Source organism: Pseudomonas sp. M47T1 (assembly GCF_000263855.1).
Taxonomy (GTDB): Bacteria; Pseudomonadota; Gammaproteobacteria; order Pseudomonadales; family Pseudomonadaceae; genus Aquipseudomonas.
On record NZ_AJWX01000012.1, the window covers coordinates 147562 to 171047 of the forward strand.

The 23486-nt window shown below is 63.3% G+C and carries 22 protein-coding genes and 1 riboswitch; of the genes, 10 read left to right on the forward strand and 12 right to left on the reverse strand.

The features are described from left to right. The first annotated feature begins 189 nt into the window (after nucleotides 1-189). The 3 genes from PMM47T1_RS14640 (at nucleotide 190) to nfuA (ending at nucleotide 4261) form a co-directional block, all read left to right on the forward strand. Nucleotides 190-2454, forward strand: coding sequence for a fatty acid cis/trans isomerase (locus PMM47T1_RS14640; RefSeq protein ID WP_443216096.1), 2265 nt, complete (start codon nucleotides 190-192; stop codon nucleotides 2452-2454). A 130-nt stretch (nucleotides 2455-2584) separates the two neighbouring features. Further along, nucleotides 2585-3607 carry an acyltransferase family protein gene (locus PMM47T1_RS14645; RefSeq protein ID WP_008370142.1) on the forward strand — a complete coding sequence of 341 codons (1023 nt, stop codon included), beginning with the start codon at nucleotides 2585-2587 and terminating at the stop codon, nucleotides 3605-3607. A 69-nt stretch (nucleotides 3608-3676) separates the two neighbouring features. Next, the gene (gene nfuA, locus PMM47T1_RS14650; protein WP_008370144.1) at nucleotides 3677-4261 is read left to right on the forward strand and encodes a Fe-S biogenesis protein NfuA; all 585 of its coding nucleotides are present in this window, start codon (nucleotides 3677-3679) and stop codon (nucleotides 4259-4261) included. Nucleotides 4262-4357: 96 nt separating this feature from the next. Here the strand turns inward: nfuA and PMM47T1_RS14655 are convergent, their stop codons facing one another. From PMM47T1_RS14655 to PMM47T1_RS14665, 3 genes are read right to left on the reverse strand one after another with little or no spacing between them, the layout of a single operon-like run. Further along, entirely contained in the window at nucleotides 4358-5329 is a 972-nt protein-coding gene (locus PMM47T1_RS14655; protein WP_008370146.1) for a GlxA family transcriptional regulator, read from the reverse strand. 21 nt (nucleotides 5330-5350) lie between these two features. After that, the gene (gene cobM / locus PMM47T1_RS14660; RefSeq protein WP_008370148.1) at nucleotides 5351-6097 is read right to left on the reverse strand and encodes a precorrin-4 C(11)-methyltransferase; all 747 of its coding nucleotides are present in this window, start codon (nucleotides 6095-6097) and stop codon (nucleotides 5351-5353) included. Between the two features lie 55 nt (nucleotides 6098-6152). After that, on the reverse strand, nucleotides 6153-6548 hold the full coding sequence (locus PMM47T1_RS14665; protein ID WP_008370150.1) for a cobalamin biosynthesis protein: 396 nt from the start codon (nucleotides 6546-6548) through the stop codon (nucleotides 6153-6155). Between the two features lie 290 nt (nucleotides 6549-6838). Further along, a riboswitch (cobalamin riboswitch) is annotated at nucleotides 6839-7028 on the forward strand. A gap of 96 nt (nucleotides 7029-7124) precedes the next feature. Between PMM47T1_RS14665 and cobW the strand changes: the two genes are divergently transcribed. From cobW to PMM47T1_RS14685, 4 genes are read left to right on the forward strand one after another with little or no spacing between them, the layout of a single operon-like run. After that, the gene (cobW, locus tag PMM47T1_RS14670; RefSeq protein ID WP_008370152.1) at nucleotides 7125-8192 is read left to right on the forward strand and encodes a cobalamin biosynthesis protein CobW; all 1068 of its coding nucleotides are present in this window, start codon (nucleotides 7125-7127) and stop codon (nucleotides 8190-8192) included. A gap of 3 nt (nucleotides 8193-8195) precedes the next feature. Then, nucleotides 8196-11954 carry a cobaltochelatase subunit CobN gene (cobN, locus tag PMM47T1_RS14675; RefSeq protein WP_008370154.1) on the forward strand — a complete coding sequence of 1253 codons (3759 nt, stop codon included), beginning with the start codon at nucleotides 8196-8198 and terminating at the stop codon, nucleotides 11952-11954. A 1-nt stretch (nucleotide 11955) separates the two neighbouring features. Then, a complete protein-coding gene (locus PMM47T1_RS14680; protein WP_008370155.1) occupies nucleotides 11956-12963 on the forward strand; it encodes an ATP-binding protein in 1008 nt (335 codons plus the stop codon). After that, on the forward strand, nucleotides 12888-13622 hold the full coding sequence (locus PMM47T1_RS14685; RefSeq protein WP_008370157.1) for a vWA domain-containing protein: 735 nt from the start codon (nucleotides 12888-12890) through the stop codon (nucleotides 13620-13622). Before PMM47T1_RS14680 ends, PMM47T1_RS14685 begins: the two co-directional genes overlap by 76 nt. A 95-nt stretch (nucleotides 13623-13717) precedes the next feature. On the opposite strand, the gene PMM47T1_RS14690 is transcribed toward PMM47T1_RS14685, so the two are convergent. Further along, nucleotides 13718-13987, reverse strand: a complete 270-nt coding sequence (locus PMM47T1_RS14690; RefSeq protein ID WP_008370159.1) for a hypothetical protein — start codon at nucleotides 13985-13987, stop codon at nucleotides 13718-13720. Nucleotides 13988-14315: 328 nt separating this feature from the next. Between PMM47T1_RS14690 and PMM47T1_RS14695 the strand changes: the two genes are divergently transcribed. Then, nucleotides 14316-15641 (forward strand): sigma-54 dependent transcriptional regulator, encoded by a 1326-nt coding sequence (locus PMM47T1_RS14695; RefSeq protein WP_008370162.1) that lies wholly within the window; start codon nucleotides 14316-14318, stop codon nucleotides 15639-15641. A gap of 25 nt (nucleotides 15642-15666) precedes the next feature. Here PMM47T1_RS14695 and PMM47T1_RS14700 read toward each other — a convergent pair whose 3' ends face one another. The 7 genes from PMM47T1_RS14700 to PMM47T1_RS14730 all read right to left on the reverse strand — a co-directional run bounded on the left by PMM47T1_RS14700 (nucleotide 15667) and on the right by PMM47T1_RS14730 (nucleotide 21519). Next, nucleotides 15667-16974 (reverse strand): hypothetical protein, encoded by a 1308-nt coding sequence (locus PMM47T1_RS14700; RefSeq protein ID WP_008370165.1) that lies wholly within the window; start codon nucleotides 16972-16974, stop codon nucleotides 15667-15669. Between the two features lie 68 nt (nucleotides 16975-17042). Next, on the reverse strand, nucleotides 17043-17798 hold the full coding sequence (locus PMM47T1_RS14705; RefSeq protein WP_008370166.1) for a hypothetical protein: 756 nt from the start codon (nucleotides 17796-17798) through the stop codon (nucleotides 17043-17045). 33 nt (nucleotides 17799-17831) lie between these two features. Next, entirely contained in the window at nucleotides 17832-18515 is a 684-nt protein-coding gene (locus PMM47T1_RS14710; RefSeq protein ID WP_008370168.1) for a C39 family peptidase, read from the reverse strand. Nucleotides 18516-18583: 68 nt separating this feature from the next. Continuing rightward, entirely contained in the window at nucleotides 18584-19618 is a 1035-nt protein-coding gene (locus PMM47T1_RS14715) for a hypothetical protein (RefSeq protein WP_008370171.1), read from the reverse strand. Nucleotides 19619-19671: 53 nt separating this feature from the next. Beyond that, complete coding sequence (locus PMM47T1_RS14720; RefSeq protein WP_008370172.1) at nucleotides 19672-20250, reverse strand: hypothetical protein; 579 nt, start codon at nucleotides 20248-20250, stop codon at nucleotides 19672-19674. A gap of 1 nt (nucleotide 20251) precedes the next feature. After that, a complete protein-coding gene (locus PMM47T1_RS14725) occupies nucleotides 20252-20686 on the reverse strand; it encodes a hypothetical protein (protein ID WP_043301082.1) in 435 nt (144 codons plus the stop codon). A 311-nt stretch (nucleotides 20687-20997) separates the two neighbouring features. Further along, entirely contained in the window at nucleotides 20998-21519 is a 522-nt protein-coding gene (locus PMM47T1_RS14730; RefSeq protein WP_008370176.1) for an AAA family ATPase, read from the reverse strand. Between the two features lie 334 nt (nucleotides 21520-21853). Between PMM47T1_RS14730 and PMM47T1_RS14735 the strand changes: the two genes are divergently transcribed. Both PMM47T1_RS14735 and PMM47T1_RS14740 read left to right on the forward strand, forming a co-directional pair. Then, nucleotides 21854-22684 (forward strand): undecaprenyl-diphosphate phosphatase, encoded by an 831-nt coding sequence (locus tag PMM47T1_RS14735; protein WP_008370177.1) that lies wholly within the window; start codon nucleotides 21854-21856, stop codon nucleotides 22682-22684. Continuing rightward, nucleotides 22671-23090 carry a DUF1294 domain-containing protein gene (locus tag PMM47T1_RS14740; protein ID WP_050990419.1) on the forward strand — a complete coding sequence of 140 codons (420 nt, stop codon included), beginning with the start codon at nucleotides 22671-22673 and terminating at the stop codon, nucleotides 23088-23090. Before PMM47T1_RS14735 ends, PMM47T1_RS14740 begins: the two co-directional genes overlap by 14 nt. A gap of 62 nt (nucleotides 23091-23152) precedes the next feature. On the opposite strand, the gene PMM47T1_RS14745 is transcribed toward PMM47T1_RS14740, so the two are convergent. Then, nucleotides 23153-23486: MmcQ/YjbR family DNA-binding protein (locus PMM47T1_RS14745; protein ID WP_008370179.1), on the reverse strand; the 334-nt coding region annotated here is incomplete at its 5' end.

The window sequence follows — 23486 nt, forward strand, 5'->3', positions numbered from 1 at the left end:
GGGACAAAATCAGAATGAAAGCGAATATTGAAGACGGCAAATAATACCAAACCTGCGCGCTTTTAAACGCTTGTACCTTTTACATGAATTTCATTCATGTTTAAGGAGGCTCGCTACCGGTAGAATTGCCACAGCTCAATACACTCAGGACCCCGCCCCATGCTGCGTCGTTTCGTTGCTGCCGCCGTCATGCTGTTTGCCTGCCTGACTGCGCACGCGCAAGACCCTGTCGCCAGCGCGGCGATTTCCTATACCCGTGACATCCAGCCGATTCTCACCGAGAAGTGCGTGGCCTGCCATGCCTGCAACGACGCTGCTTGCCAGCTCAACCTGGGCAGCGCCGAGGGCGCTACCCGTGGCGCCAGCAAGGTCCCGGTGTACCAGGGCGACCGCAGCACAGCCGTGGCGCCCACGCGCATTTTCTACGACGCCCAGGGCCAGGATGAATGGCGCCGCAAGGGCTTCTACTCAGTGCTCGACGCCCAGGGCAGCCAGGCTGCGCTGATGGCGCGCATGCTGGAGCTGGGGCACAACAACCCGCTGGCGCCCAACTCCAAGCTGCCGGACAACATCATGCTGGGCCTGAACCGTACCAACATGTGCCCCATGCCCGGCGAATTCGACGCCTATGCGGCGGCCCATGTGCACGAAGGCATGCCCCTGGGCGTGACCGGCCTCACCGATGCCCAGTACGTCACCGTGCGCCGCTGGATCGCCGCCGGTGCGCCGGTGGACCAGCAGGCCGTCAAGGCCAGCCCCAGGGAAGCTGCGCAGACCGCCGAATGGGAAGCGCTGCTCAACCGTCCCGGCTCCACCGAGGCGCTGGTGGCGCGCTGGCTGTACGAGCACTTGTTCCTGGCGCACATCTATTTTGTAGGCGGTGAGCCGGGTCACTTCTTCCAGTGGGTCCGTTCGCGCACGCCCAGCGGCCGGCCCATCGACCTGATCGCCACGCGGCGCCCCGACGATGACCCCGGCTCGGTGTTCTATTACCGGCTGATGGCGGTGCAGGGCGTGATCGTGCACAAGACCCACATCACCTACCCGATGGGGCCGGACAAGCTCAAGCGCGTCAAGCAGCTGTTCTACAGCGGCGACTGGCACGCCACCTCGTTGCCCGGCTACGGCCCGCAACACCGGGCCAACCCGTTCGAGACTTTCCAGCAGATCCCGGCGGTCGCCCGCTACCAGTTCATGCTCGATAACGCCGAGTACTTCGTGCGCACCTTTATCCGCGGGCCGGTGTGCCGCGGGCAGATTGCGACCGACGTGATCCGCGACCATTTCTGGGCGTTTTTCCAGGAGCCGGCCCACGATCGCTACATCACCGACGCGGCCTACCGGGCCAAGGCCACGCCGCTGCTGGCCATGCCCGGCCAGGACGACAACGTCGGCAGCATCCTGTCGCTGTGGCTGTCCTACCGCGACAAGCGCAATGCCTATGAAGACCTGCGTCGCGACGCCTACGCCGACATGCCACCGGCCAGCTGGGCCACCCTGTGGGCCGGTAACGACAACGCGCTGCTGAGCGTTTTCCGTCACTTCGACAGCGCCTCGGTGACCAAGGGCCTGATCGGCGACGTGCCCACCACGATGTGGCTGTTCGACTATCCGCTGCTGGAGCGCACCTATTACCAGTTGGCGGTGAACTTCGATGTCTATGGCAACGTTGCGCACCAGGCGCAGACACGCTTGTACTTCGACCTGATCCGAAATGGTGCGGAAATCAACTTCCTGCGCCTGATGCCCGCTGATAAGCGCGGCAAGATCCTCGACAGTTGGTACCAGAACAGCGGCAAGGTAAAGATGTGGCTGGATTACCAGAGCATCGATACCAGTACGCCCAGCGGCCTGGTGCTAAACGAGCACGACCCAAAGCGCGATTTCGGCCTCAAGTTGATCCAGCGCGCGGGCACGCTGAACGCCAGCCCCGATCCGATCAACCGTTGCACCGGCGCCTATTGCTCGCGAGACGGCATCAGCGAGGAATTCAAGAACGTCGAGCAGTCGCTCAGCCGTCTGGTGTCGCGGCCAGAAGCCGGGCTGCCGGTCATCGACCACATGCCCGAAGCCACCATGCTGCGTATCCAGGGCAAGAGCGGGCGCATGGTCTACAGCCTGCTGCGCAACCGCGCGCACACCAACGTGGCGTTCCTGCTGGGCGAGGCCTACCGCTACATTCCGGGGCTGGACAGCCTGACTCTGTGGCCGGGCGTGCTCAGCAGCTACCCCAACTTCATGTTCAATATCCCCGCCGATGAAGTGCCGCAGTTCGTCGACGCCATGCAGGCCTCGAAAGACCAGGCCAGCTTCGACAAGATCGTCCAGCGCTGGGGCGTGCGGCGCACCAACCCGCAGTTCTGGGATTTCTTCCATGACTTGACGCGCTACATCCAGGAGACCGATCCGCAAGAGGCGGGGGTTCTGGACATGAATCGGTATGAGAACCTGTAACCCCTGAGCTTCGGTGGGTGTGCGTGAACCGCCCGTCAATCAGGATGACCTTTGCCCCTTTTTTGCAGTCGGACCCTGTGAGAGTGCACCGAAAGTGCGCACGGTCAGATTTCAGAAAAGGCGGTAAACAATGCTGATTTCGCTTCAAGCCCTCCGGGCCCTGGCAGCCTGGACGGTTGTCTGCCATCACTTCATGCAGATCTTTTTCGACTTCCATGCCAGCGGCCCCATCGGCCAATTCTTCGTTGATCGCGGCGCTGTGGGCGTGGATATTTTCTTCGTCATCAGCGGGCTGGTGATTTACCTCTCCACCCAGGATAAGGACATGCCCGCGGGGCGTTTCCTGCTCAACCGTGCCATCCGCATCGTGCCCGCCTACTGGTTCTACACCCTGCTGATGGGCCTGATGATCGTCGCCGTCGGCCAGCAGATGCCGCACCAAGTGGTGGACCTGCCGCATTTCATTCTGTCGCTGCTGTTCATCCCCTCGGAAAACCCTGGTGGCTATGGCCTGTACCCCACTTTGAACGTGGGTTGGACGCTGAATTATGAGATGTTCTTTTATCTGATGTTCTCGCTGGTATTCGTGGTGCCCAAGCGGCATCGTCCTTTAGTCGTAGGCCTGGCCCTGTTCGCGGTGTGCGAGATGGTCAGCCATTACGGTGTGCTCAGCCGCTTCTACGCCAACAACATCATCTACGAGTTCCTGTTGGGTATCGGCATCGGCTGGGCTTATCGCCGCGGTTGGATCCCCCGGGCCCTGTGGGTGCCTCTGGTGGTCATCGCCGCGTCCCTGGTGGCGATTTACAACCTGCCGGCCAGCGATCGCCTGCTCAACTGGGGCGTGCCCAGTGCGTTGATTGTGTTGAGCTGCGTGGCCATGGAACCGTGGTTCAAGGGCAATCGCCTGCTCAAGACCCTCGGCGACTGCTCCTATTCGGTGTACCTGATCCATGTGCTGGTGCTGTATACCGGCTGGTTCGCCAGCGAGCGGCTGAATATCAACCCCTACCTGGTGTTCGCCGTGTGCGTGCCGGTCATTGCGCTGATGTCCTGGGCCAGTTACGTGTGGATCGAAACCCGTTTGTACCGGCGCATGAAGGGCTGGGCGGAGGCGCGTTTGGCGCCAGTGACCGAACGCTCCATATCCTGACAAAAATACTGGGACTTTGTGCCGCGCCCGGTTTGGCGTAAACTGCGGGCAAGTCTGTGAGGAACTTACATGAGCGCCATAACGATTACCGACGCGGCACACGATTACCTGGCCGATCTGCTGGAAAAGCAGAGCACCCCGGGTATCGGCATTCGCATTTTCATCACCCAGCCGGGCACCAGCTACGCCGAGACTTGCATTGCCTACTGCAAGCCGGGCGAGGAAAAACCGGAAGACACGGCCATTGGCCTGAAGAACTTCACCGCCTGGCTGGATTCGGTCAGCGTGCCGTTCCTGGAAGATGCCGTGGTGGACTACGCCACCGACCGCATGGGCGGCCAGCTGACCATCAAGGCGCCAAACGCCAAGGTGCCGATGGTCAATGAAGACAGCCCGATCAACGAGCGTATCAACTACTACCTGCAGACCGAGATCAATCCCGGCCTGGCCAGCCATGGCGGCCAGGTCACGTTGATTGAAGTGGTCGAGGATGGCGTGGCCGTGCTGCAGTTCGGTGGCGGCTGCCAGGGCTGCGGCCAGGCGGACGTGACCTTGCGCGAAGGCATCGAGCGCACCTTGCTCGAGCGTATCCCGGAGCTCAAGGGCGTGCGCGACGTGACCGACCATTCGCAGAAAGAAAACGCCTACTACTAAGGCGTACGCTGCGACCCCGAAAAACGGCGCCCCGTGAGCGCCGTTTTTTTATGCCGCCAGCTTTTGCCGGCGAAAACCCCTGTAAAAAAATTCAGGTCAACCAAAGCGCTCGGCATAGTCCTGCGGGCTGATGCCCAGCGCCTTGTGAAAGCTGCGCCGAAGGCTTTCCGGATGGCCGAAGCCGCACAGCCGCGCCACGCTTTGCACCGAGGCCTGGCCGCCATGCAGCAGGGCGCGAGCCGATTCCAGGCGCACCTGCTCCACGTAGCGGGCCGGGGTGGTGCCCAGTTCGGCCATGAACACCCGGTACAGGCTGCGCGGCGCCATGCAGGCGCGGTCGGCCAGGGTGTCCAGCGACAGGTCCTGCCCCAGATTCGCTGGTATCCACTCCAGCAAGGCCGACAGCCTTGGCGCCCGGGAAGCCTCAGGCGCCAGGTGGGCACTGAATTGCGCCTGGTCGCCTGGCCGCTTGAGGAACATCACCAGCCGCCGCGCCACCGCCAGCGCAACGGGGCGGCCCAGGTCGTCTTCCACCAGCGCCAACGCCAGGTCGATACCTGCCGTGACCCCCGCCGACGTGAATAAATGCGGCGCCTGGGGTGAGTAGGTGTGCAGTCGCTCGCCTTGCACGTCAACGCGCGCGAACGCTTTCAGCGCCGCCACGTCGGCCCAGTGAGTGGTGGCGCAATGGCCGTCGAGCAGGCCGGCATGGGCCAGGATCAGCGCGCCCGAGCACACCGAGCCCAGGCGCCGGACGCGCGGTTCAGCCTCGCGCAGCCATTGCAGCAACGGTTGATGGTCCAACAGCGCGGTTTCGCCACGGCCACCGGGAACCAGCAGCGTGTCCAGGGTGGCCGGGTCGACTTCGGCCCAGGCCTGTTCGGCGTGCAGGGCAAAGCCTGCCGACGTCACCACCGGGCCAGCCTGCTCGCCCAGCAGGTGCAGGGCGTAGGCGGGCGGCAGGCCCAGGCGCGCGCGCTCTTCATTGGCCGAGGCAAACACCTGCAGCGGGCCGGTGATGTCCAGGCTCATGACCTGGGGGTAGATCAGGCAGGCGATGTGGCGCATGAGGGTTCCTTGATGGTTACGTCAAGGGCGGTACAGGTGGGCGTGGCCAGCACGGTACAGCGCCGATTCGCCGAAATTATCTGTACCCAGCACCCGGCCCACCAGGATCAGCGCCGTGCGCCGGAAGCCCTTGGCCGATACTTTGGCTTGTATATCATCCAATGTCCCCACCACCCAGTCCTGATCCGGCCAGCTGGCCTTGTGGATCACGGCGATGGGGCAATCGGCGCCGTAATGGGGCAGCAGTTCCACCAGGATTTTCGGCAAATGCTGTACACCCAAATGGATGGCCATGGTTGCCCCATGCCGCGCCAGGTCATGCAGCGCCTCGCCTTCAGGCATGGGAGATTTGTCCGCGTAGCGGGTCAGGATCACCGTCTGCGACACCCCTGGCAAGGTCAGTTCGGCACCCAGTAGCGCGGCACAGGCCGCGGTGGCGGTGACGCCCGGGATCATTTCGAAGCCGATGCCGCGCTCGCGCAGGCAGCGGATCTGCTCGCCGATGGCGCCGTACAGGCTGGGGTCGCCGGAGTGCACGCGGGCCACGTCCTGGCCTCGGGCATGGGCGGCGGCCATCAACTCGACGATCTGTTCCAGGTGCAACTCGGCGCTGTTCACCACCTGTTCGGCCTGATGGCCCTCAAGCACGGCGGTCGGCACCAGGGAGCCGGCGTAGATGATCACCGGGCATTGGCGAATCAGGCGCTGGCCTTTGATGGTGATCAATTCCGGGTCGCCGGGGCCGGCGCCGATGAAGTAGACGGTCATGAAAAGTCCTGAAAACGGTGGCTGCTTGAATGAAATTCAAGTGGGTTGGCCGTGATTATCCGGGAATCGGGCCCTGTTGTGCCAATGCCAGTGTGGCCTGGGTGTTTTTCTGGCGGGGGACGAGCAGTTGACTGCCTGGCCCGGCGAGCGCCAGGGCAGCGCTTTCGGCCACGCCGTGGCAGCCGGTGTGGGTGAAGGCCAGGGCGGACTTGTGGCTGAGTTGGGGTTCGAAGGGGGCCAGTTGGGCGGCGCTGAAGGTGATCAGCGGCAGATTGAGGGTACGGGCCAGTTCGATCAGGGCGGGTTCGTTGGCTTTGAGGTCGATGGTGGCCAGGCCGGCGAGGTCGGCGCAGGTGAGGTTGTGGTGGGTGAGGGTGGTGTCGAGCAGGGTGATTAGCTCGGTGATTGGGCAGTTGCGTTGGCAGCCTAGGCCGGCGTAGAGGGTGGGCATGGGAGTTCCTGGGGGTGCTTGTCTTGGGTACTCTGGGGTTCACGAAATCGAGCGCCGCTCTCGCGGCGCTTCGCGGGCAGAGCCCGCTCCCAGGTCTGTTTCGGGCCAATTATGTCTGTAAGATTACCTCGGCCGCCCTTTGTGCACCTCCACAGATTTGCAGTGAACAAACAAAGCGGACCCGGTGATTTCACAGACATAATTGGCCCGAAACAAACCTGGGAGCGGGCTCTGCCCGCGAAGCGCCGCGCGGGCGGCGCTCGATCCATTGACCTTCCCCCCCACACTGCGTAGCCTTGCACCTTCGAGGTTCTCCGCCCTGCGGAGCCAAGATGGGAATGCGGTCCAAGCCGCAGCTGCCCCCGCAACTGTAAGCGGTGTACACCCAGGCAATGCCACTGCGCCGCGCGCGGGAAGGTGCCTGGGTCGGCCACAGGCCACGCTGCAAGCCAGGAGACCTGCCTCGAAACAGACTTCCACTTCAACCGGGCGGGGTGATCCGGTGGCGAATGCACCCGCGTGCCTGGCACCCGCGGTTCTCGTCCCGTATGCCCGCCCTCCTGCCAAGGGCATCCGATGAAAACACTGGCCAAGCTTCCCGTCACCATCGTCACCGGCTTTCTGGGCTCGGGCAAGACCACCTTGCTGCGCCACATGCTGGACAACGCCCAGGGCCGCCGCATCGCGGTGATCGTCAACGAGTTCGGTGAGCTGGGCATCGACGGCGAAATCCTCAAGCAATGCACCATCGGCTGCACCGAAGAAGAGGCCACCGGCCGCGTCTACGAACTGGCCAACGGCTGCCTGTGCTGCACCGTGCAGGAAGAATTCTTCCCGGTGATGCGCGAACTGGTTGCGCGCCGTGGCGACCTGGACCACATTCTCATCGAAACCAGTGGCCTGGCCCTGCCCAAGCCTCTGGTGCAAGCCTTCCAGTGGCCGGAAATCCGCAGCGCCTGCACCGTCGACGCGGTGATCACCGTGGTCGACAGCCCAGCCGTGGCTGCCGGCACCTTCGCCGCGTTCCCGGACCAGGTCGACGCCCAGCGCAAACTGGACCCCAACCTGGACCACGAGTCGCCGCTGCACGAGCTGTTCGCCGACCAACTGGCCAGCGCCGACCTGGTCATCCTCAACAAGGCCGACCTTATCGACCCTGAAGCCCTGGCTGCCGTGCGCCGCGAAGTGGCCGAAGAACTGCCGCCAGCGGTAAAAGTCATCGAGGCCAGCAGCGGCCGCCTGCCGCTGGACGTCTTGCTGGGCCTGGGCGCTGAATCCGAGGAGCACATCGACGGCCGCCTGACCCACCACGATCATCACCATGACGACGATGATCACGACGACCACGACCACGATGCCTTCGACTCGATCTCCATCGAGCTGCCGCAAGCATCCGAAGCGCAACTGCTGGATGCCCTGAGCACCCTGGTGGTCAAGCACGGCATCCTGCGCGTCAAGGGTTTCGCCGCCATTGCGGGCAAGCCGATGCGCCTGCTGATCCAGGGTGTGGGCACGCGTTTCGACAAGCATTTCGACCGTGCCTGGGGCGCTGAAGAAGTGCGCAGCACGCGCCTGGTGCTGATTGGCCAGGAGCTGGACGCCGCTTTGCTGGAAAGCCAGCTGCGCGCCGCGCTGAACGGTTAAGCCATGCACCTGCTGAGAACCCAGCCCGGCGGTTTTGTGCCGGACGACAGCATCGCCGACCTGGGCCAGACACCGGCCGAGCTGGTGATTCTCTGCAGCGGCGACTCCCACCTGGCGCTGCTGGCCGAAGCGGCCTCGCAGTTGCCGGAGGATTTCCCCAGCCTGCGCCTGGCCAACCCCATGCAGGTACAGAACCATGCCTCGGTCGACCTTTACGTCGACGAGGTGCTGCGCCACGCCAAGGTCATCCTGATTTCGCTGCACGGCGGCATCGGCTACTGGCGCTATGGCGTCGAGCAGTTGGTGGCCTTGGCCGAGCGCGGCGTGCAACTGATCCTGGTGCCCGGCGACGACCGGCCCGACCCCGAGCTCAGCAGCCTGAGCAACGTGGCGGCCGCAGAGGGCGAGCGCCTGTGGCACTTCCTGCGCCAGGGCGGTATGGGTAACGCGTTGTCGTTGTTCAACTGCCTGGCCAGCCGTTTTCTGGGTCGCGACTATGCCTGGGCCGAGCCCCAGGCCTTGCCGCGCACCGCTATTTATCATCCGGCCTGGCACAGCGCCACGCTGGACCATTGGCGCACGGACTGGCAGCCGGGCCAGGCCGTGGTGCCGCTGATTTTCTACCGTTCGCACCTGCAGGCGGCCAACACCGTTTTTGTCGACGTGTTCTGCCAGCGCCTGCAAGCGGCCGGGCTCAACCCGCTGCCCATCGCGGTGGCCAGCCTGAAAGAGGCGGGCTGCCTGAGTCTGGTGGAAGACTGGTTGGACGAAGTGGGCGCGGCGGTGATCCTCAACACCACCGGTTTTGCCCAGTCCAGCCCGGAAGCCCCGCACCTGCGGCCGTTTCGCCGCGACATTCCGGTTATCCAGGCCATCTGCGCGCAGGACAACCAGCCTGGCTGGGAAGCCAGCGAGCAAGGCCTGGGCCCCCGTGACCTGGCCATGCATATCGCCCTGCCAGAGCTGGACGGGCGCATCATCAGCCGCCCCATCAGTTTCAAGGACCTGGCCTGGCGCAGCGAGCGCAGCCAGTCCGACGTGGTCTGTTACCGCGCCCACCCCGAGCGCATGGACTTCGTCGCCGACCTGGCGCGGCGCTGGAGCGAGCTGGCCCGCCTGCCCAACGGGCAGAAACGCATTGCCCTGATCCTGGCCAACTACCCCACCCGCGACGGCCGTATCGGCAATGGGGTGGGGCTGGACACCCCGGCGGCGGCGCTGAACATCCTGGCCGCGCTGCAACAGCAGGGCTACCCGGTACAGGACCTGCCCGCCAGCGGCACGGCGCTGATTCAGGCACTGCTGGGCGGGGTCAGCAATGATCTGGACAGCCTTGACCTGCGGCCTTGTGCCCAGAGCATGGCCATGGACGACTACCTGGTCGCGTTTGCCCGCCTGCCGCTGGCCAACCAGCAGGCCGTGCGCGAGCGCTGGGGCGAGCCGAGTGCCGACCCCATGTGCCGCAGCGGCCGAATGATGGTGGCTGGCTTGCGTTTCGGCCTGACGTTCGTCGGCATCCAGCCGGCCCGTGGTTACCAGATGGATCCCAGCGCGGTGTACCACGACCCCGACCTGGTGCCGCCCCATGGCTACCTGGCGTTCTATTTCTGGTTGCGCCATGCCTATGGCGCCGATGCCGTGGTGCACGTGGGCAAGCACGGCAACCTGGAGTGGCTGCCGGGCAAGGGCGTGGGCCTGTCCGAACAGTGCTGGCCGGACGCATTGCTGGGGCCTATGCCCAACGTCTATCCGTTCATTGTCAACGACCCGGGCGAGGGCGCCCAGGCCAAGCGCCGCACCCAGGCGGTGATCATAGACCACCTGATGCCGCCGCTGACCCGGGCCGAAACCTACGGGCCGCTGCGGGATCTGGAGCGCCTGGCCGACGAATACTATGACGCGCAGCTGCTGGACCCGCGCAGGGCCCGCGAATTGCAGCGCGAGATCCTGGCGTTGGTGCGCGATGCGCACATCGACCGTGAGCTGCAACTGGACGCCAACTGGGACAGCGACGCCGATGCGGCACTGTGGCTGCCGCGCCTGGATACCTACCTGTGCGACTTGAAGGAATCGCAGATCCGCGACGGCCTGCATATCTTTGGCGAATCACCGGCCGGGCGCCTGCGCATCGACACCCTGGCGGCCTTGCTGCGCATTCCGCGAGGCGATGGTCGCGGGGGCCACGCCAGTCTGGTCCGCGCCCTGGCGCGTGCGCTGCAGCTAGGCTTTGACCCGCTGGACTGCGTGCTCGGCGATGGCTGGCAAGGCCCGCGGCCCGATTGCCTGCTGGCGGTGAGCATCGACAACTGGCGCACGGCGGGTGATACCCGCGAGCGCCTGGAGCTTTATGCGGCGCAATTGATCGAGCAAGCCCTGACAGACCCCGCCGGTACCGGCTGGGAGAACGTGGACCTGATTCTCGATGGCCTGCGCCACACCGTGGCGCCGCGCCTGGATGCCTGTGGCCCAGCCGAAATGGATGGCCTGCTGGCCGCGCTGGCCGGGCGTTTCGTGCCCGCCGGTGCCAGCGGCGCGCCCAGCCGTGGCCGCCTGGACGTGCTGCCGACCGGGCGTAACTTTTTCTCGGTGGACGTGCGCAACCTGCCCACCGCCACGGCCTGGCGCATCGGCTTTGCCTCGGCCAACCTCATCCTTGAGCGTCACTTGCAGGATCACGGTGACCACTTGCGCCAGCTGGGCTTGTCGGTATGGGGCACGGCCACCATGCGCACCGGTGGCGATGACATCGCCCAGGCCATGGCCCTTATGGGCGTGCGCCCGGTGTGGGCCACGGGCAGCCAGCGCGTCGACGACTTCGAGATCCTGCCGCTGAGCCTGCTCGACCGCCCGCGGGTGGACGTGACGTTGCGCGTCTCGGGGTTCTTCCGCGATGCCTTCGCCAACCTCTTGCGCCTGTTCGATGCGGCGGTGCAGGCCGTGGCGGCGCTCGAGGAGCCCGATGACCTCAATCCGCTGGCTGCCAAAGTGCGCAGCGAGCGCGAGGCGTTGCTGGCCCAGGGCGTGGCACCTGAACAGGCCGGCCGCGAAGCCGGCTGGCGCATTTTCGGCGCCAAGCCGGGCAGCTACGGCGCCGGTGTGCAGGGTGCCATCGACGGGCGCCTGTGGCAGACCCGTGAAGACTTGGCCCAGGCCTACCTCAATTGGGGCGGGTACGCCTATGGCGCCGCCGATGACGGCACGCCGGCGCGGGCGCAATTTGCCCAGCGCCTGGGGCACGTGCAGGCGGTGGTGCAGAACCAGGACAACCGAGAGCACGATCTGCTCGATTCCAACGACTACTATCAGTTCCAGGGCGGTATGCTCGCGGCGGCCGAGACCTTGGCGGGCAAGCCGGCCGCCAGTTACCACGGTGACCACAGTCAGCCGGACGTGCCACGGGTGCGCACCTTGAAGGAAGAGCTCAACCGCGTGGTGCGTGCTCGGGCCGTAAATCCCAAATGGATCGACGGCGCCAAGCGTCACGGCTATAAAGGGGCATTCGAGCTGGCGGCTACGGTGGACAACCTGTTCGCCTTCGACGCTACCACCCATTTGATCGATGATCACCAGTACGCCATGCTCGCCGATGCCTACGTACTGGACGCCGACACCCGAGGTTTCATGCAACAGCACAACCCCCATGCCTTGCGTGACATCACTGAGCGCCTGATCGAGGCCCAGCAACGCGGCCTGTGGGGCGAACCGGGCGAGTACCGCCAGGCGTTGGAAGAACTGCTGCTGGATATAGAAGAAGATGCCTGACATGCGCGACCTACCGCATTTCCCCCTGGCGGCCGTGGTGGGCGCCGACTCGCTGAAGCTGGCCCTATGCCTTAGCGCCATCGACCCGAAAATCGGCGGCGTGCTGATCGAAGGCCCGCGCGGCATGGCCAAAAGCACCCTGGCCCGTGGCCTGGCCGACCTGTTGGCCAGCGGCCAGTTCGTCACCTTGCCCCTGGGCACCACCGAAGAGCGCCTGATCGGCACCCTGGACCTGGAAGCCGCACTGGGCGAAGGCCGCGCACAGTTCTCCCCGGGCGTGTTGGCCAAGGCGGACGGCGGCGTGCTGTACGTGGACGAGGTCAACCTGTTGCCCGACCACCTGGTGGACCTGCTGCTCGACGTGGCCGCCAGCGGTGTCAACCGGGTGGAGCGCGACGGTATTTCCCATCGCCATGCCGCGCGTTTCGTGCTGATCGGCACCATGAACCCGGAAGAGGGCGAGCTGCGTCCGCAATTGCTGGACCGCTTCGGCCTCAACGTGGCGCTGGACAACCAACCTGCGCCCGTTGAGCGCAGCCAGATCATTCGTCGTCGGCTGGCGTTCGATGCCGACCCCCATGGTTTTTGCGAGGAGTGGGCCAGCCGACAGGACGACCTGCGCCAGCGTTGCCAGTTGGCTCGTGAAGTGCTGGAGCAAGTGCCGCTGGATGACCAGGCGCTGGCCATCATCACCCAGCGCTGCTTTGCCGCCGGTGTGGATGGCATGCGTGCCGACCTGGTGTGGTTGCGCGCCGCTCGAGCCCATGCCGCCTGGCGTGGCGTCCTGGCCATTGAGCCACAGGACATCGATGCGGTGGCCGAGTTTGCCTTGCGTCACCGTCGCCGCCAGCCCCCTGAAACGCAAGCGCCACAGCAGCCACCAGCGTCGCCTCCGTCGGCCCAGCCCTCCCAGCCCTCCGGTGCCGATGGCCAGTGGGGCAGCCTGCCGGCCCAGGCGGCGCCCATTGGGCAGCGACGCGACGTGCCGAGCTGGCCAAAAAAGCCCTGAGCATCCGCCATCGCCCCGGCGCGGGTGCCAAGCCCAAGGCGGGGCAGCAGCAGGGGCGCCGCGGCGCCGCGCGGGCGAGTGGGGCGGGTACGGTCGACTGGCCGGCCACCCTGTTGCAGGGTCGCCCACGCAAAATGGTCGACCTGCGCTGGCAGTCGCGCCGCGCCAGTGCCCATGAGCTGTGGCTGGTGATTGTCGACGCGTCGGCGTCCACGCGCCGACATCAGGCCCTGGCAGACGCCAAGGGCTTGCTCGCCGAGCTGTTTGACCAGGCCTACCGCCGTCGCGCGCGTCTGGCGTTGCTCACCGCCAGCGGCGACCGCCCGCAGTGGCAGCGCCACGGGCTGAAAGCTTCGCCGGCATTACAACCGTGGCTATTGCAATTGGGCGCCGGTGGCGGCACGCCGTTGCTGGCGGCGCTGGAGCAGGCGTGCCAGTGGCTGGCACGCCGGGCCAAGGCATTCCCCCATGAAGTGCAGCGTTGCCTGATTGTGACCGACGGTCGAATCAAACGCGCAGACGTCATTGAGCCACTGCCGTGCCCGGCATTGCTGATTGATCTGGAGCGGGGAGGAATTCGCCTGGGTCGCGCCATGGAATTGGCGGCTTGGCTAGGTGCGGAGTATCGACATATAGACACTTTGCCAGGCACTTTATAAGTGCTGTGCTGTTATGTCGCAGGGCAAGGCAACCAGGGATTAATTAACTAGCCAGCTATCCATAGTTGCCACTTCTGCCCGGTGCAAAGTGCTACTTATTGCTGTGGCATGCTCCAGGGTTGCAGGTCGTAACCTTCCTGGCGCAGTTCGGCGCGTACGGCTTCGAGCAAGTGTGCCCATTGGGTCAAGTCGGAGTAAGTGCTGCTTGGAACTTGCTTGCGACCGATGCTGTTGCGGGTGCGATCGACCACTGTCAGGCTCAGTTCGCCATTGCCGTCCTGTGGGGCCCAGGCCACGCACTGGAAGGGTTCGAAGGCGTGGCCGGCAATCAGAAGTGCTTCGTTGACTCGCAGCGGAGCGTTCATGGGTTCAGTCTCTCTAGTGTGCCCAAAAAAAGTGTGCGGCGCGGTGGCAAGGTGATTACCGATTACGCCGGCTTGTCTCTACTGATGCTGCCAACCGGGCAACAAGTCACACACGGGCAGAAAAATGTTTAAACTTTTTCTCCAGCTGTTGTTTTCAGCGTTCGTTTTGACGTTGAAAAATCAACGAAATTCCCCGTTGTAAAAATGTGTAACAGGTTTGTAGACCAACGGTCCTTGGCAGCGTCAAGTTCGTTGCTACTGTTACAGACGGGTCCGCCAACGTGCTGTTTCTAATAACTTTTATATTATTGGCGCCAAGGAGTCAGTCATGCTCGAGATGGCGAACACGCGACGCCTGTTAATTGTCGATCCGTGTGATGACTGTCACCAGCTGCTGCCGGGCCTGCGCACCGTGGGGTGGGAGGTTGACAGCTGCGAGCTTGACGAGGCCTGCGAGCATCCCTGTGACGTGGGCTTGCTGCGCCTGCAACCTTTTCACCTGGAGCGGCCCGAGGCGGTCAAGGACCTGATCAGCCGCAGCAACACCGAGTGGATCGCGGTGCTCAACCAGGACGTGCTGCGCATGCAGAATGTCGGCGACTTCGTCTGCGAATGGTTTTTTGACTTCCATACCCTGCCGTTCGATGTGTCGCGGGTGCAGGTCACCTTGGGGCGCGCCTTCGGCATGGCCCGTCTGCGCGGGAAGGGCGCTGTGCACGTCAACCAGCCCGAGCACGAGTTGCTGGGCGAGAGCCGGCCCATTCGCGACCTGCGCAAGTTGTTAAGCAAACTGGCACCCACCGAATCGCCGGTATTGATCCGTGGCGAAAGCGGCACCGGCAAGGAGTTGGTGGCGCGTACCCTGCATCGTCAGTCCCAGCGCCACGCCAAGCCCTTCGTAGCCATTAACTGCGGGGCGATTCCCGAGCACCTGATCCAGTCCGAGCTGTTCGGCCACGAGAAGGGCGCGTTCACCGGCGCCCACCAGCGCAAGGTGGGGCGCATCGAGGCCGCCAACGGCGGCACGCTGTTTCTGGACGAAATTGGCGACCTGCCGCTCGAGTTGCAGGCCAATCTGCTGCGTTTCCTGCAGGAAAAACACATCGAGCGGGTAGGCGGCAGCCAGCCCATTGCCGTGGACGTGCGGGTGCTGGCGGCTACCCACGTGAACCTGGAGTCGGCGATTGGCGCCGGGCGCTTTCGCGAAGACCTCTATTACCGGCTCAACGTGTTGCAGGTAGTGACCGCGCCGCTGCGCGAGCGTCATGGCGACCTGTCGATGCTGGCCAACCACTTCGCGCACTTCTACAGCCAGGAAACCGGGCGTCGGCCGCGCAGTTTCAGCGAAGATGCCTTGATTGCCATGGGCAAGCACGACTGGCCGGGCAACGTCCGTGAACTGGCCAACCGTGTGCGCCGTGGCCTGGTACTGGCCGAGGGGCGGCAAATCGAAGCCCAGGACCTGGGCCTGATCAGCCAGTCGGCGGCGGTGGTGCCCATGGGCACCCTGGAAGACTACAAACATCGCGCCGAGCGGCAGGCGTTGTGTGATGTGCTGAACCGCCACTCCGATAACCTGAGCATTGCCGCTCGGGTGCTGGGCATCTCGCGGCCAACTTTCTACCGGTTGCTGCATAAACACCAGATCCGCTGACAGCCTGACGCAACCGCCTCGGCGGTTAGAAGTAGTACGGGAATTTCAGGCTGAAAGTGAAGTCCGGCGCATCATCGGTCATGCCGATAGACAGATTGGGCACGATGGTCAGTGAATCGCTGGCCGCAATGGTCATGCCGATGTTGAAGTACCCGGCATTGGCATCGCTGGCCGGCACACCCTGCCAATCGCCTCCATCCTGCTTGATCTTGCTGCGCCGCTGAATCAGGTCCGACAGCGAGAACGACATGCTCATCTTCTCGTTCAGCGCGAAGGCCACGCCCATGCCCACCTGGAAGCTGTCGCCCAGGTCGACCTTGCCACCAATGGTGCTCCCGACATTGGGGTCGATATCGTCAAAGCTGTTCTCGAAGTTGTGGGTGTAGGAGAAACTGCCGAACAGCACGGCAGGGTCGAAGCTCTTGATCAGCGAGATGCCAGGGGTAACCGACCATACCCCGTTACCGGTGGGCAGTGAGTCGGGCACGGCCAGGTTGTCGTTATCAGACGATTTGACCAGCTTGATGCCGTACGGGTCCTTGCCGGTGGGCGCTTTCACGCGCAGGCTGAGCACGGCGTCGGGACGGTAGGGGCCTTCGTCCATGAATTTGTAGGAAACACCGGCGTTGACGTCGCCGATGGTGGGGTCGCGGCTGACCGATTCCTGGGAAATGGTGGTGGTGGAGCCTCCGGCACCGGCCGACTGGAACGTCGATTCGCGGTACACCACGGGCACGTTCAGGTCGAACTGCCAGCGGTTGTTGATGTTGTAGCGACCGGTCACGTCCAAGGTCCAACTGTCGGCCTTGATGCGGTCGACGTTGATATTGCCCAGGAAAATCGAGTCCAGCGCCAGGAAGCCGTTGAGCACCAGCTGCCGGGTGTCGTAGTGCGAGTAGGTGATGCCGGTCTCGACGCTGAACTTGCCGCCGCCGAAGAAACCGGTGTTTTCGCTGTAGAGGTTGTCGACGCTCTGGGCCGGTGCGGCATCATCCTTGAGTGACTGCCCGTAGGAAGCCCCCCCGGCAGCGCCGCCACTGGCCTGGGCGGCGCTGGTGCCTGGTGCACCGGTGGCAACGGTCTGCGCCTTGCTCGGTTCGGCGGGCGATTTGCTCAAACGCTTGGGCGCCGGGGCCGGTGGCGACTCTTCAACCTGCTTGACCCGTTGTTCAAGCACCATCAGTGCCTGTTGTTGTTGATCGTAACGTTGTTTTAGTTGCAGTAACTCGGCCTTGAGTTCTTCAACCTGTGGATCCGGTGCTGCTTGCACAAACGTCGCGGGTAGCAACGCGCTTAAGCAGACAACCGCATTGAACGAAAGCGATCGTTGCATGGTGAGCCGTCCCTTCTGACTGCATTATTTTGAGACGAAGCGTAGTCCAGATTTTAGTGCAACGTAGGTCAGTACCCCGTGTTCCGCAGCCCTTTGAGCTGGCTCAAGCCGGCGTCGATGGAGCCTGCTGCCGGCATGTTGTTACGCATGATCACGTTCAATTGGGTCAGGTTGCTGACCTGATTGGAGCCGCCCAGCAGCGTGGTCAATTGCGAAAGCCCGCCCTGGCCAAGGGATTGCGAGGTGGTGCCCTGGTTGTTGTTGGCCTGGATCGACATTTGTACACCGTTACCGGTGCTGGCCACGGTCAGGCTGCCGGCACCGTTGGTACCGGTGATGGTGCTGCCGGCGGCCAGTACTTGGCCTTGCGGCGCGGCGACGGCCGGTGCAGCGTTGGCCTGGCTGACGTTCACGTCGACGTTGTTGTACGCAGTGTTGTTGTCGCCCGCAGCCCGTACCGACTGGGTCACGCCCTGGGTGGTGGTCAGCCCGGCACCGCCGGTGACAATGCCGGTACCCTGGTTCTGTGCCAGGTTGGCAGTACCGGTGCCTTTGGTGTCGATGGTCTGTACGTAGAACTGCGGTTTGATGGTGGTGGCCTGTACCTGCAGGTCGGCGCGGGCGCCGAGCACGTCGCCATTGGCGTTTTGCCAGGTGGTGGACATCACCACGCCAAAACTGATGATGCGTCCGGGCATCACGAAGCGGCCACGCAGTGTCGAAAGCTCGGAGTCCTTGACCTCTATCGGTTGCAGTGCCGGCGCGGCGTGCGCAGGCACACTGGCTGCCAGGCACACGGCCAGCAGCCACTGTTGAGTATTCATCGGGTGCTCCTGGAGCTTCATGCTCCTTTTTATTTAAAAGAAATCACTCTGGATGAAGCCGAAGTCCATCAGATCTGCATCCTGCACGGGCTTGAATTGATCCAGATTGCCCTTGGCAGTCAGCGGCACGGGCGGTGCGAGCAAGGCGTTGGTCTTGTCATAGCCTTGGCCAATGACCGCGAAAATGATCCCGTTCCAGCCTTTCACAAAATCTTCGCGGGTGTAGCGCTTGTGCCCCAGCACCGGGTCGCCGACATAGACCCAGTCGCCCTGTACGCGCTGCATCACCACGAAATGTTTGTAGCCACGAATGTCCATCAGTACCACGACGGGAATGGTTATCTTGTCCAGGCTTTGCGCGGGTATGCGATAGCCACGGGCACGCATGCCGATGCTTTCCACATACTTCTTCATGTCCAGCATGGAAAAGCCCTGCACCTTGACGGTGTCCTGGTCGGAGTGGGCCAACATGCCTTCGATCACCTGTTTCTCGTTAACGTCCAGCCAGTAGGCTTGGCGCAATACCGTCGCCAGTGCGGCGGCGCCGCAACTGAAGTCGGTTTTCTGCTCAACCAGGTCGGAAAAACGTCGCTCGCGGATGCTCTGTATTGGCTTGTAGATGACGGTACCGCCAGGCAGGGCGGGAACGGACATCTGTGCGGCCCAGGCAGGGCCCGCCAACAGCAGCAACAATGGAATGAGCGCAGAAGTTCGCATGGTCGAGACGCCTTGCTTGGTGGTGCTGAAAAAGAGCCCCCGAGCGGGGGCTCTCAAGGCCGTCGCGCTTACATGCTGGTTTTGCCGGCAGCAATGGACAGGGAGTTGCTTTGTTGGTTGCCGATACCCGAGGCCACGTTGGCGCCGACGTTGCCCGACACGCCGTTAAGCGAGTTGTTCAACGACGCGGTATTGGTCACAGGGTTGGCCCAACCGCTTGGGGTCAGCACTTGATAGGAGGCTACGCCACCGAGTTCGAAGCTGCCGCTTTCCTTGAATTGCAGCGGTTGGGTTGGGTCTTGATGCCCACCCTGGCCGCCACCTTGACCACCACCGTAGCCGCCATTGTTGTTGGCCAGGCTGTCTTGATGACCGCCACCGGATTGACCGCCTTGACCGCCACCCACAGTGCCGGTACCGGTGCCTTTGTAGGCGCCAGTGGCGTAGAAGCTGGAGGTCAGGGTTTGTTTGCTGTAGGTGCGATCAGCCACGTTACCCACGGTATTGCCTGTGGAGGTTTGATCGGCCGAGGCACTGGCACCGGCTACGCGGCCGCCGGACACGGCAATGCCCAGGTTGTTTTTCTGTTGGTTGAAGTCGCCGGAGGTGACGTTGATGCCGATGTTGCCCGAACTGTTGTTGGCGGTGCCGTTCAGGCTGGTGTTGGTGCTGGTGGAGTAGTTGGCCACGGTGTTGCCGGTATTGGACTGGTTGGCCGTGGTTTGCGAGTAGGCGCTGCCAAAGATGAAGCTTTCGTCGGCGGTGGCGATAGCGGCGGCGTTGTCTTGTTGGTTGGCGTCGCCGCCGGCCACGTTCACGCCCAGGTTGCCGTTGGAGCCACCAGCGGAGGAGTTCACCGAGGCCGAGTTTTTCGTGCCTTCGTTGACCACCGAGTTGTTGTGGCTGGTTTGCGTGTCGCCCACGACGGCGGCGGCGCCGGCAGTCAGCTGGATTTGCAGCATGGGATCAGGTTGCTGTTGACCACCACCATGGTGTGGATCGCCATGGCCCCCCTTGTTGTTGTCATCACCTGCGTGAGCGGCGACAGCCATGACGGCAGCGAGGGCGAATACCAGAGGCTTAAGTGCCAATGTAGGTTTCATGGTGTTTCTCCATACTCGTTATTTTAGTTAAGTGTTGTTTCTGTTTTGCAGGGTCAGTCAGCGACCCTTACGCTCAGGGTGTTACCCATGCGGTTCCCCACCCCGGCGCTCTGGTTCAGCTGGATCAATCCGCGGCTACCGGTGAAGGCCTGGTCGTCGGTATTGACCTGGCGGTTGCCGTTTGCGGAGCCTGCTGAGTCGGAGCCTCTTGCCAACGCCACGTTCTGTTGGGACAGGGCGCTGTCGTCAACGCTGAGCGGCTGAGCACTGGTGGTCAGGCGCATGGCGTTGGCTTGTTGGTTGCTGGCCCCGGAGGACTGGTTGATGCCCAGTGCGCCGCTGCCGTTACTGAATGCGTTGCCCTGGATCGACGACCGGGCGTTCATCACCGGGTCGACCACGGCCTTGGAAACCTGCTTGATGTGCGTGGTGGCACTGGCCTGGCCGCCGCTGGCGATGGCGCGGGCGTTGGCCTGTTGTTGCTGGTCGCCGGCGGCCTGGTTGATGCCCACATTGCCCACGTAGCCTTGGCCGGAGCTGTCAATCACCGCGGTGTTGGTCACGGGCGCAGTGCTGTCGGCAAAGGCGCCACTGCAGCCCAACAGGGCGATCACGAGGAGGGTGCGTTTCATCTCATTTGCCTCCCGTCATCATTTGCAGGGGGGCCAAGCCCTGGCTCAATGCGGAATTGACGGTGTTGGAGATGCCCGAGCCCGAGCCGCTGGAATGGCCTGCGGCGATGCTGGGCAGCGCGCTGCCGGTGGTGGTGCTCAGGCCGCGCAGGTTGCCGTCCGGCATTATCAGGCGGGTGATGCTGTTACCGCTGCTGATGCCCGCGATATCGCCGTCGCTCAGCTCGGTGTTGACGGCGGCATTGACCATGCTCGAGGGGTTAGTGTTGACGGTCAGCGGGTTGGGGTCGGGGCGCATGGTGGGGCGGTAGGCAACCCGAGGCTGTACGTCGCGCTGGATGACGATGGTGCCGTCGCCGGCGGCCTGCACCGTCAGGCTTTGACAGCAGCCCATCAACAGTAGGCAAGCAATGCCTTGTTTGGTTGTCCCGTTCATGGCCATCCCTCGTCTTTTATTCGCCGGCCTTGTTGGCGTTGCGAGGAAGAGAGCAGGGGCTGTGCCAGTTTTACAAAAGACTTTTAAATCAATGAGTTGGAGAGGTAGGCGGGAGAGCCGCGATCAAGTGGTGTATCAGCCATGAGACACAACTTGCGGGCGAAGATGACGGGAGGGTGGCCAGTGGCCGTTGCGCACGATACGAGCCAGGTGTAACGCCGGGCTAACACATACCCACGTGCGCCTGGCAACCCCGCCCTGGCGGGCCTCGGCGCCAGTCCGGGTGTTTCAGGAATGGACAGTGATGCGTTTCAGCGCAGCAGTGCCATTACCTGTTGGACGGCGCTATCGCGCCGTTGTTCCCACGCGCCGCCGATGACCGTCATCGGCTGGTGATGCTCCAGCAACCATTGCCGGCATTGGCTGAAAAATGCCTCTCGCGCCTCCAGAGCGGGCTGGCACCGCTGGCCGTCGTCCAGCCAGGGCATGCCGTGGGGTGACAACAACAGGTGCAGGTCGTAGCGGCGGTTTAGCAAGGCTTTCTCGATCCAGGCTGGGCAGTCGCCGAACAGCGTGCGGCTCCACAGCAGGTTGCTCAGCAGGTGAGTGTCGAGAATCAGCAGGGGCGGTTGCTCGGCGCGTGCATGGTCTTCCCAGGCCAGTTGCCCTCGGGCAATGGTGGGAACATCGGCGTAGCAGGTATCCCGTTGCCGTTCATCAATGAAATGACGCACGAACTCGCCCACCACGCAGCCGCCGAACTGTAGGTTCAGCGCTTGGGCCAAGGCGCTCTTGCCACTGGACTCAGGGCCGGTCAGCACCACGACTTTCATGAAAAAACACAGGTATGAGGGGTGTGGCTGGGGAACATTTGCGTTTTCCGTGAGACAAACGAGGCGATTGTAACGGGGCAAGGGGACAGGACGCGATTGCGGCTGCGCTGGTACACGAAAATACCGGGGCAGAGCGGTTTTTCATCGTTTTGTCAGCGAGTACGACTAGTCTTTGCTGATAGCATTTGGCCTTCTACGTGGATCTTTCGTTTCAAATCATTGTTTTCACGAATTTTTCACGGTTTGACGCTGATCTTTGCCGCGCCTTGCTGCGATTACGACTAAAAGAAAATCAGGAACTTGCCCATGAGCAGGCTTCCACTTGGGGGAATTGATGGATTTATGGACCGCCGCACAGGCATTGATACTAGGGATAGTCGAGGGGCTCACGGAGTTTTTGCCCATCTCCAGCACTGGACACCAGATCATTGTCGCGGACTTGCTCAACTTCGGTGGTGAACGGGCCATGGCCTTCAACATCATCATTCAATTGGGCGCCATCCTGGCCGTGGTGTGGGAGTTTCGGCAGAAAATCATCGAGATTGTCACCGGCCTGCCCACCCGCCCGCAGGCCCGGCGCTTCACTGCCAATCTGCTGATCGCGTTTCTGCCGGCGGTGGTGCTGGGGGTGATTTTTGCTGATGCTATCCATGAATACCTGTTCAACCCCATTACCGTGGCGGTGGCCCTGGTGGCGGGGGGTATCGTGATGCTGTGGGCCGAGGAGCGCGAGCACGTGGTGCGCGTGGAGCACGTGGACGACATGACCTGGAAGGATGCGCTGACGATCGGTTTTGCCCAGTGCCTGGCGATGATCCCGGGCACTTCGCGCTCCGGATCCACCATCATCGGTGGGCTGGTATTCGGGCTGTCGCGCAAGGCGGCCACGGAGTTTTCGTTCTTCCTGGCCATGCCCACCATGGTCGGTGCGGCGGTGTATTCGGGGTTCAAATACCGCCACCTGTTCCAGGCCAGCGACCTGCCGGTGTTTGCCCTGGGCTTTGTTACAGCCTTTGTGTTTGCCATGATTGCCGTGAAGGCCTTGCTCAAGTTCATTGCCAACCACACCTATGACCTGTTCGCCTGGTACCGCATCGGCTTCGGCATGCTGATCCTGGCCACTTGGTGGTTCGGCTGGATCGACTGGGACCATGTCCAGCCGTAACGCCGGCGCCGCGAGGGCGTCGCAGTCGAATGGGGCGCCGGGTGTGCGCTACCTCAAGCTCAAGCTGCTAGTGTTCTGCCTGCTGTGCGCCTTGCCGGTCAGTGGCGTGGTTTTGCAGATGATGCGTGGCGGCCGGCCGGTGGTGCTTGCTGTGTACGTCTTTGCCAGCCTGGGGGCGTACGCGTTGTACTGGCGCGACAAGCACCAGGCACGCCGCGAAGGCCAGCGCACCCCGGAAAGGCTGCTGCATGCCGCTGAGCTGCTGGGCGGCTGGCCAGGCGCGCTGCTGGCTCAGCAGGTATTTCGCCACAAGACTCGCAAGGTCAGCTACCAGGTGGTGTTCTGGCTGATCGTATTGGCGCATGAGCTGGGGTGGCTCTACGTGTTCACCCAGCACGCGCTGTAATACCAGAGACAGCCAATGGCTGGCGATTGCGTAGTCGCGGCCGCAGGCCGCGTTAAAGGCGCCTACAGGTCCAGCAGCAACCCCACTTGCGTCTTCTTCGGCAAACGGCGCACCACCCGTTGATGCGAACGACGCAGCAAGTCGCGCACCTCGTCGTCGCTGACCGGCAGCGGCAGCGTCAGGCTCACCCAGTGCGCGCGCGCCAGGTACGGGGCAGGGCGGATGCCGGGGCGGTCCACGTACCCGAGGAACAGGTCCTTGTCGACCTTCAGCGACAGGGTGTCAGCCGCCAGCCCGAACACCGCGAACATCTTGGTCTGGGCGATCGACAGTACCCGAATGCCGCCCCACTTATAGTCCTCGCGGGCGCCGGGCAAGCTCAGGCAGAACTGGGCC

What these genes read in the sequence shown, in the direction of transcription:
- PMM47T1_RS14640 (WP_443216096.1), top strand. Translation starts at nt 190, where the DNA reads ATGCTGTTTGCCTGCCTGACTGCGCACGCGCAAGACCCTGTCGCCAGC.
- PMM47T1_RS14735 (WP_008370177.1), top strand. Translation starts at nt 21,854, where the DNA reads ATGGATTTATGGACCGCCGCACAGGCATTGATACTAGGGATAGTCGAG.
- PMM47T1_RS14730 (WP_008370176.1), bottom strand. Translation starts at nt 21,519, where the DNA reads ATGAAAGTCGTGGTGCTGACCGGCCCTGAGTCCAGTGGCAAGAGCGCC.
- PMM47T1_RS14720 (WP_008370172.1), bottom strand. Translation starts at nt 20,250, where the DNA reads ATGAAACGCACCCTCCTCGTGATCGCCCTGTTGGGCTGCAGTGGCGCC.
- cobN (WP_008370154.1), top strand. Translation starts at nt 8,196, where the DNA reads ATGCACCTGCTGAGAACCCAGCCCGGCGGTTTTGTGCCGGACGACAGC.
- PMM47T1_RS14705 (WP_008370166.1), bottom strand. Translation starts at nt 17,798, where the DNA reads ATGAATACTCAACAGTGGCTGCTGGCCGTGTGCCTGGCAGCCAGTGTG.
- PMM47T1_RS14645 (WP_008370142.1), top strand. Translation starts at nt 2,585, where the DNA reads ATGCTGATTTCGCTTCAAGCCCTCCGGGCCCTGGCAGCCTGGACGGTT.
- PMM47T1_RS14740 (WP_050990419.1), top strand. Translation starts at nt 22,671, where the DNA reads ATGTCCAGCCGTAACGCCGGCGCCGCGAGGGCGTCGCAGTCGAATGGG.
- nfuA (WP_008370144.1), top strand. Translation starts at nt 3,677, where the DNA reads ATGAGCGCCATAACGATTACCGACGCGGCACACGATTACCTGGCCGAT.
- PMM47T1_RS14680 (WP_008370155.1), top strand. Translation starts at nt 11,956, where the DNA reads ATGCGCGACCTACCGCATTTCCCCCTGGCGGCCGTGGTGGGCGCCGAC.
- PMM47T1_RS14655 (WP_008370146.1), bottom strand. Translation starts at nt 5,329, where the DNA reads ATGCGCCACATCGCCTGCCTGATCTACCCCCAGGTCATGAGCCTGGAC.
- PMM47T1_RS14715 (WP_008370171.1), bottom strand. Translation starts at nt 19,618, where the DNA reads ATGAAACCTACATTGGCACTTAAGCCTCTGGTATTCGCCCTCGCTGCC.
- PMM47T1_RS14725 (WP_043301082.1), bottom strand. Translation starts at nt 20,686, where the DNA reads ATGAACGGGACAACCAAACAAGGCATTGCTTGCCTACTGTTGATGGGC.
- cobM (WP_008370148.1), bottom strand. Translation starts at nt 6,097, where the DNA reads ATGACCGTCTACTTCATCGGCGCCGGCCCCGGCGACCCGGAATTGATC.
- PMM47T1_RS14710 (WP_008370168.1), bottom strand. Translation starts at nt 18,515, where the DNA reads ATGCGAACTTCTGCGCTCATTCCATTGTTGCTGCTGTTGGCGGGCCCT.
- cobW (WP_008370152.1), top strand. Translation starts at nt 7,125, where the DNA reads ATGAAAACACTGGCCAAGCTTCCCGTCACCATCGTCACCGGCTTTCTG.
- PMM47T1_RS14695 (WP_008370162.1), top strand. Translation starts at nt 14,316, where the DNA reads ATGCTCGAGATGGCGAACACGCGACGCCTGTTAATTGTCGATCCGTGT.
- PMM47T1_RS14665 (WP_008370150.1), bottom strand. Translation starts at nt 6,548, where the DNA reads ATGCCCACCCTCTACGCCGGCCTAGGCTGCCAACGCAACTGCCCAATC.
- PMM47T1_RS14700 (WP_008370165.1), bottom strand. Translation starts at nt 16,974, where the DNA reads ATGCAACGATCGCTTTCGTTCAATGCGGTTGTCTGCTTAAGCGCGTTG.
- PMM47T1_RS14690 (WP_008370159.1), bottom strand. Translation starts at nt 13,987, where the DNA reads ATGAACGCTCCGCTGCGAGTCAACGAAGCACTTCTGATTGCCGGCCAC.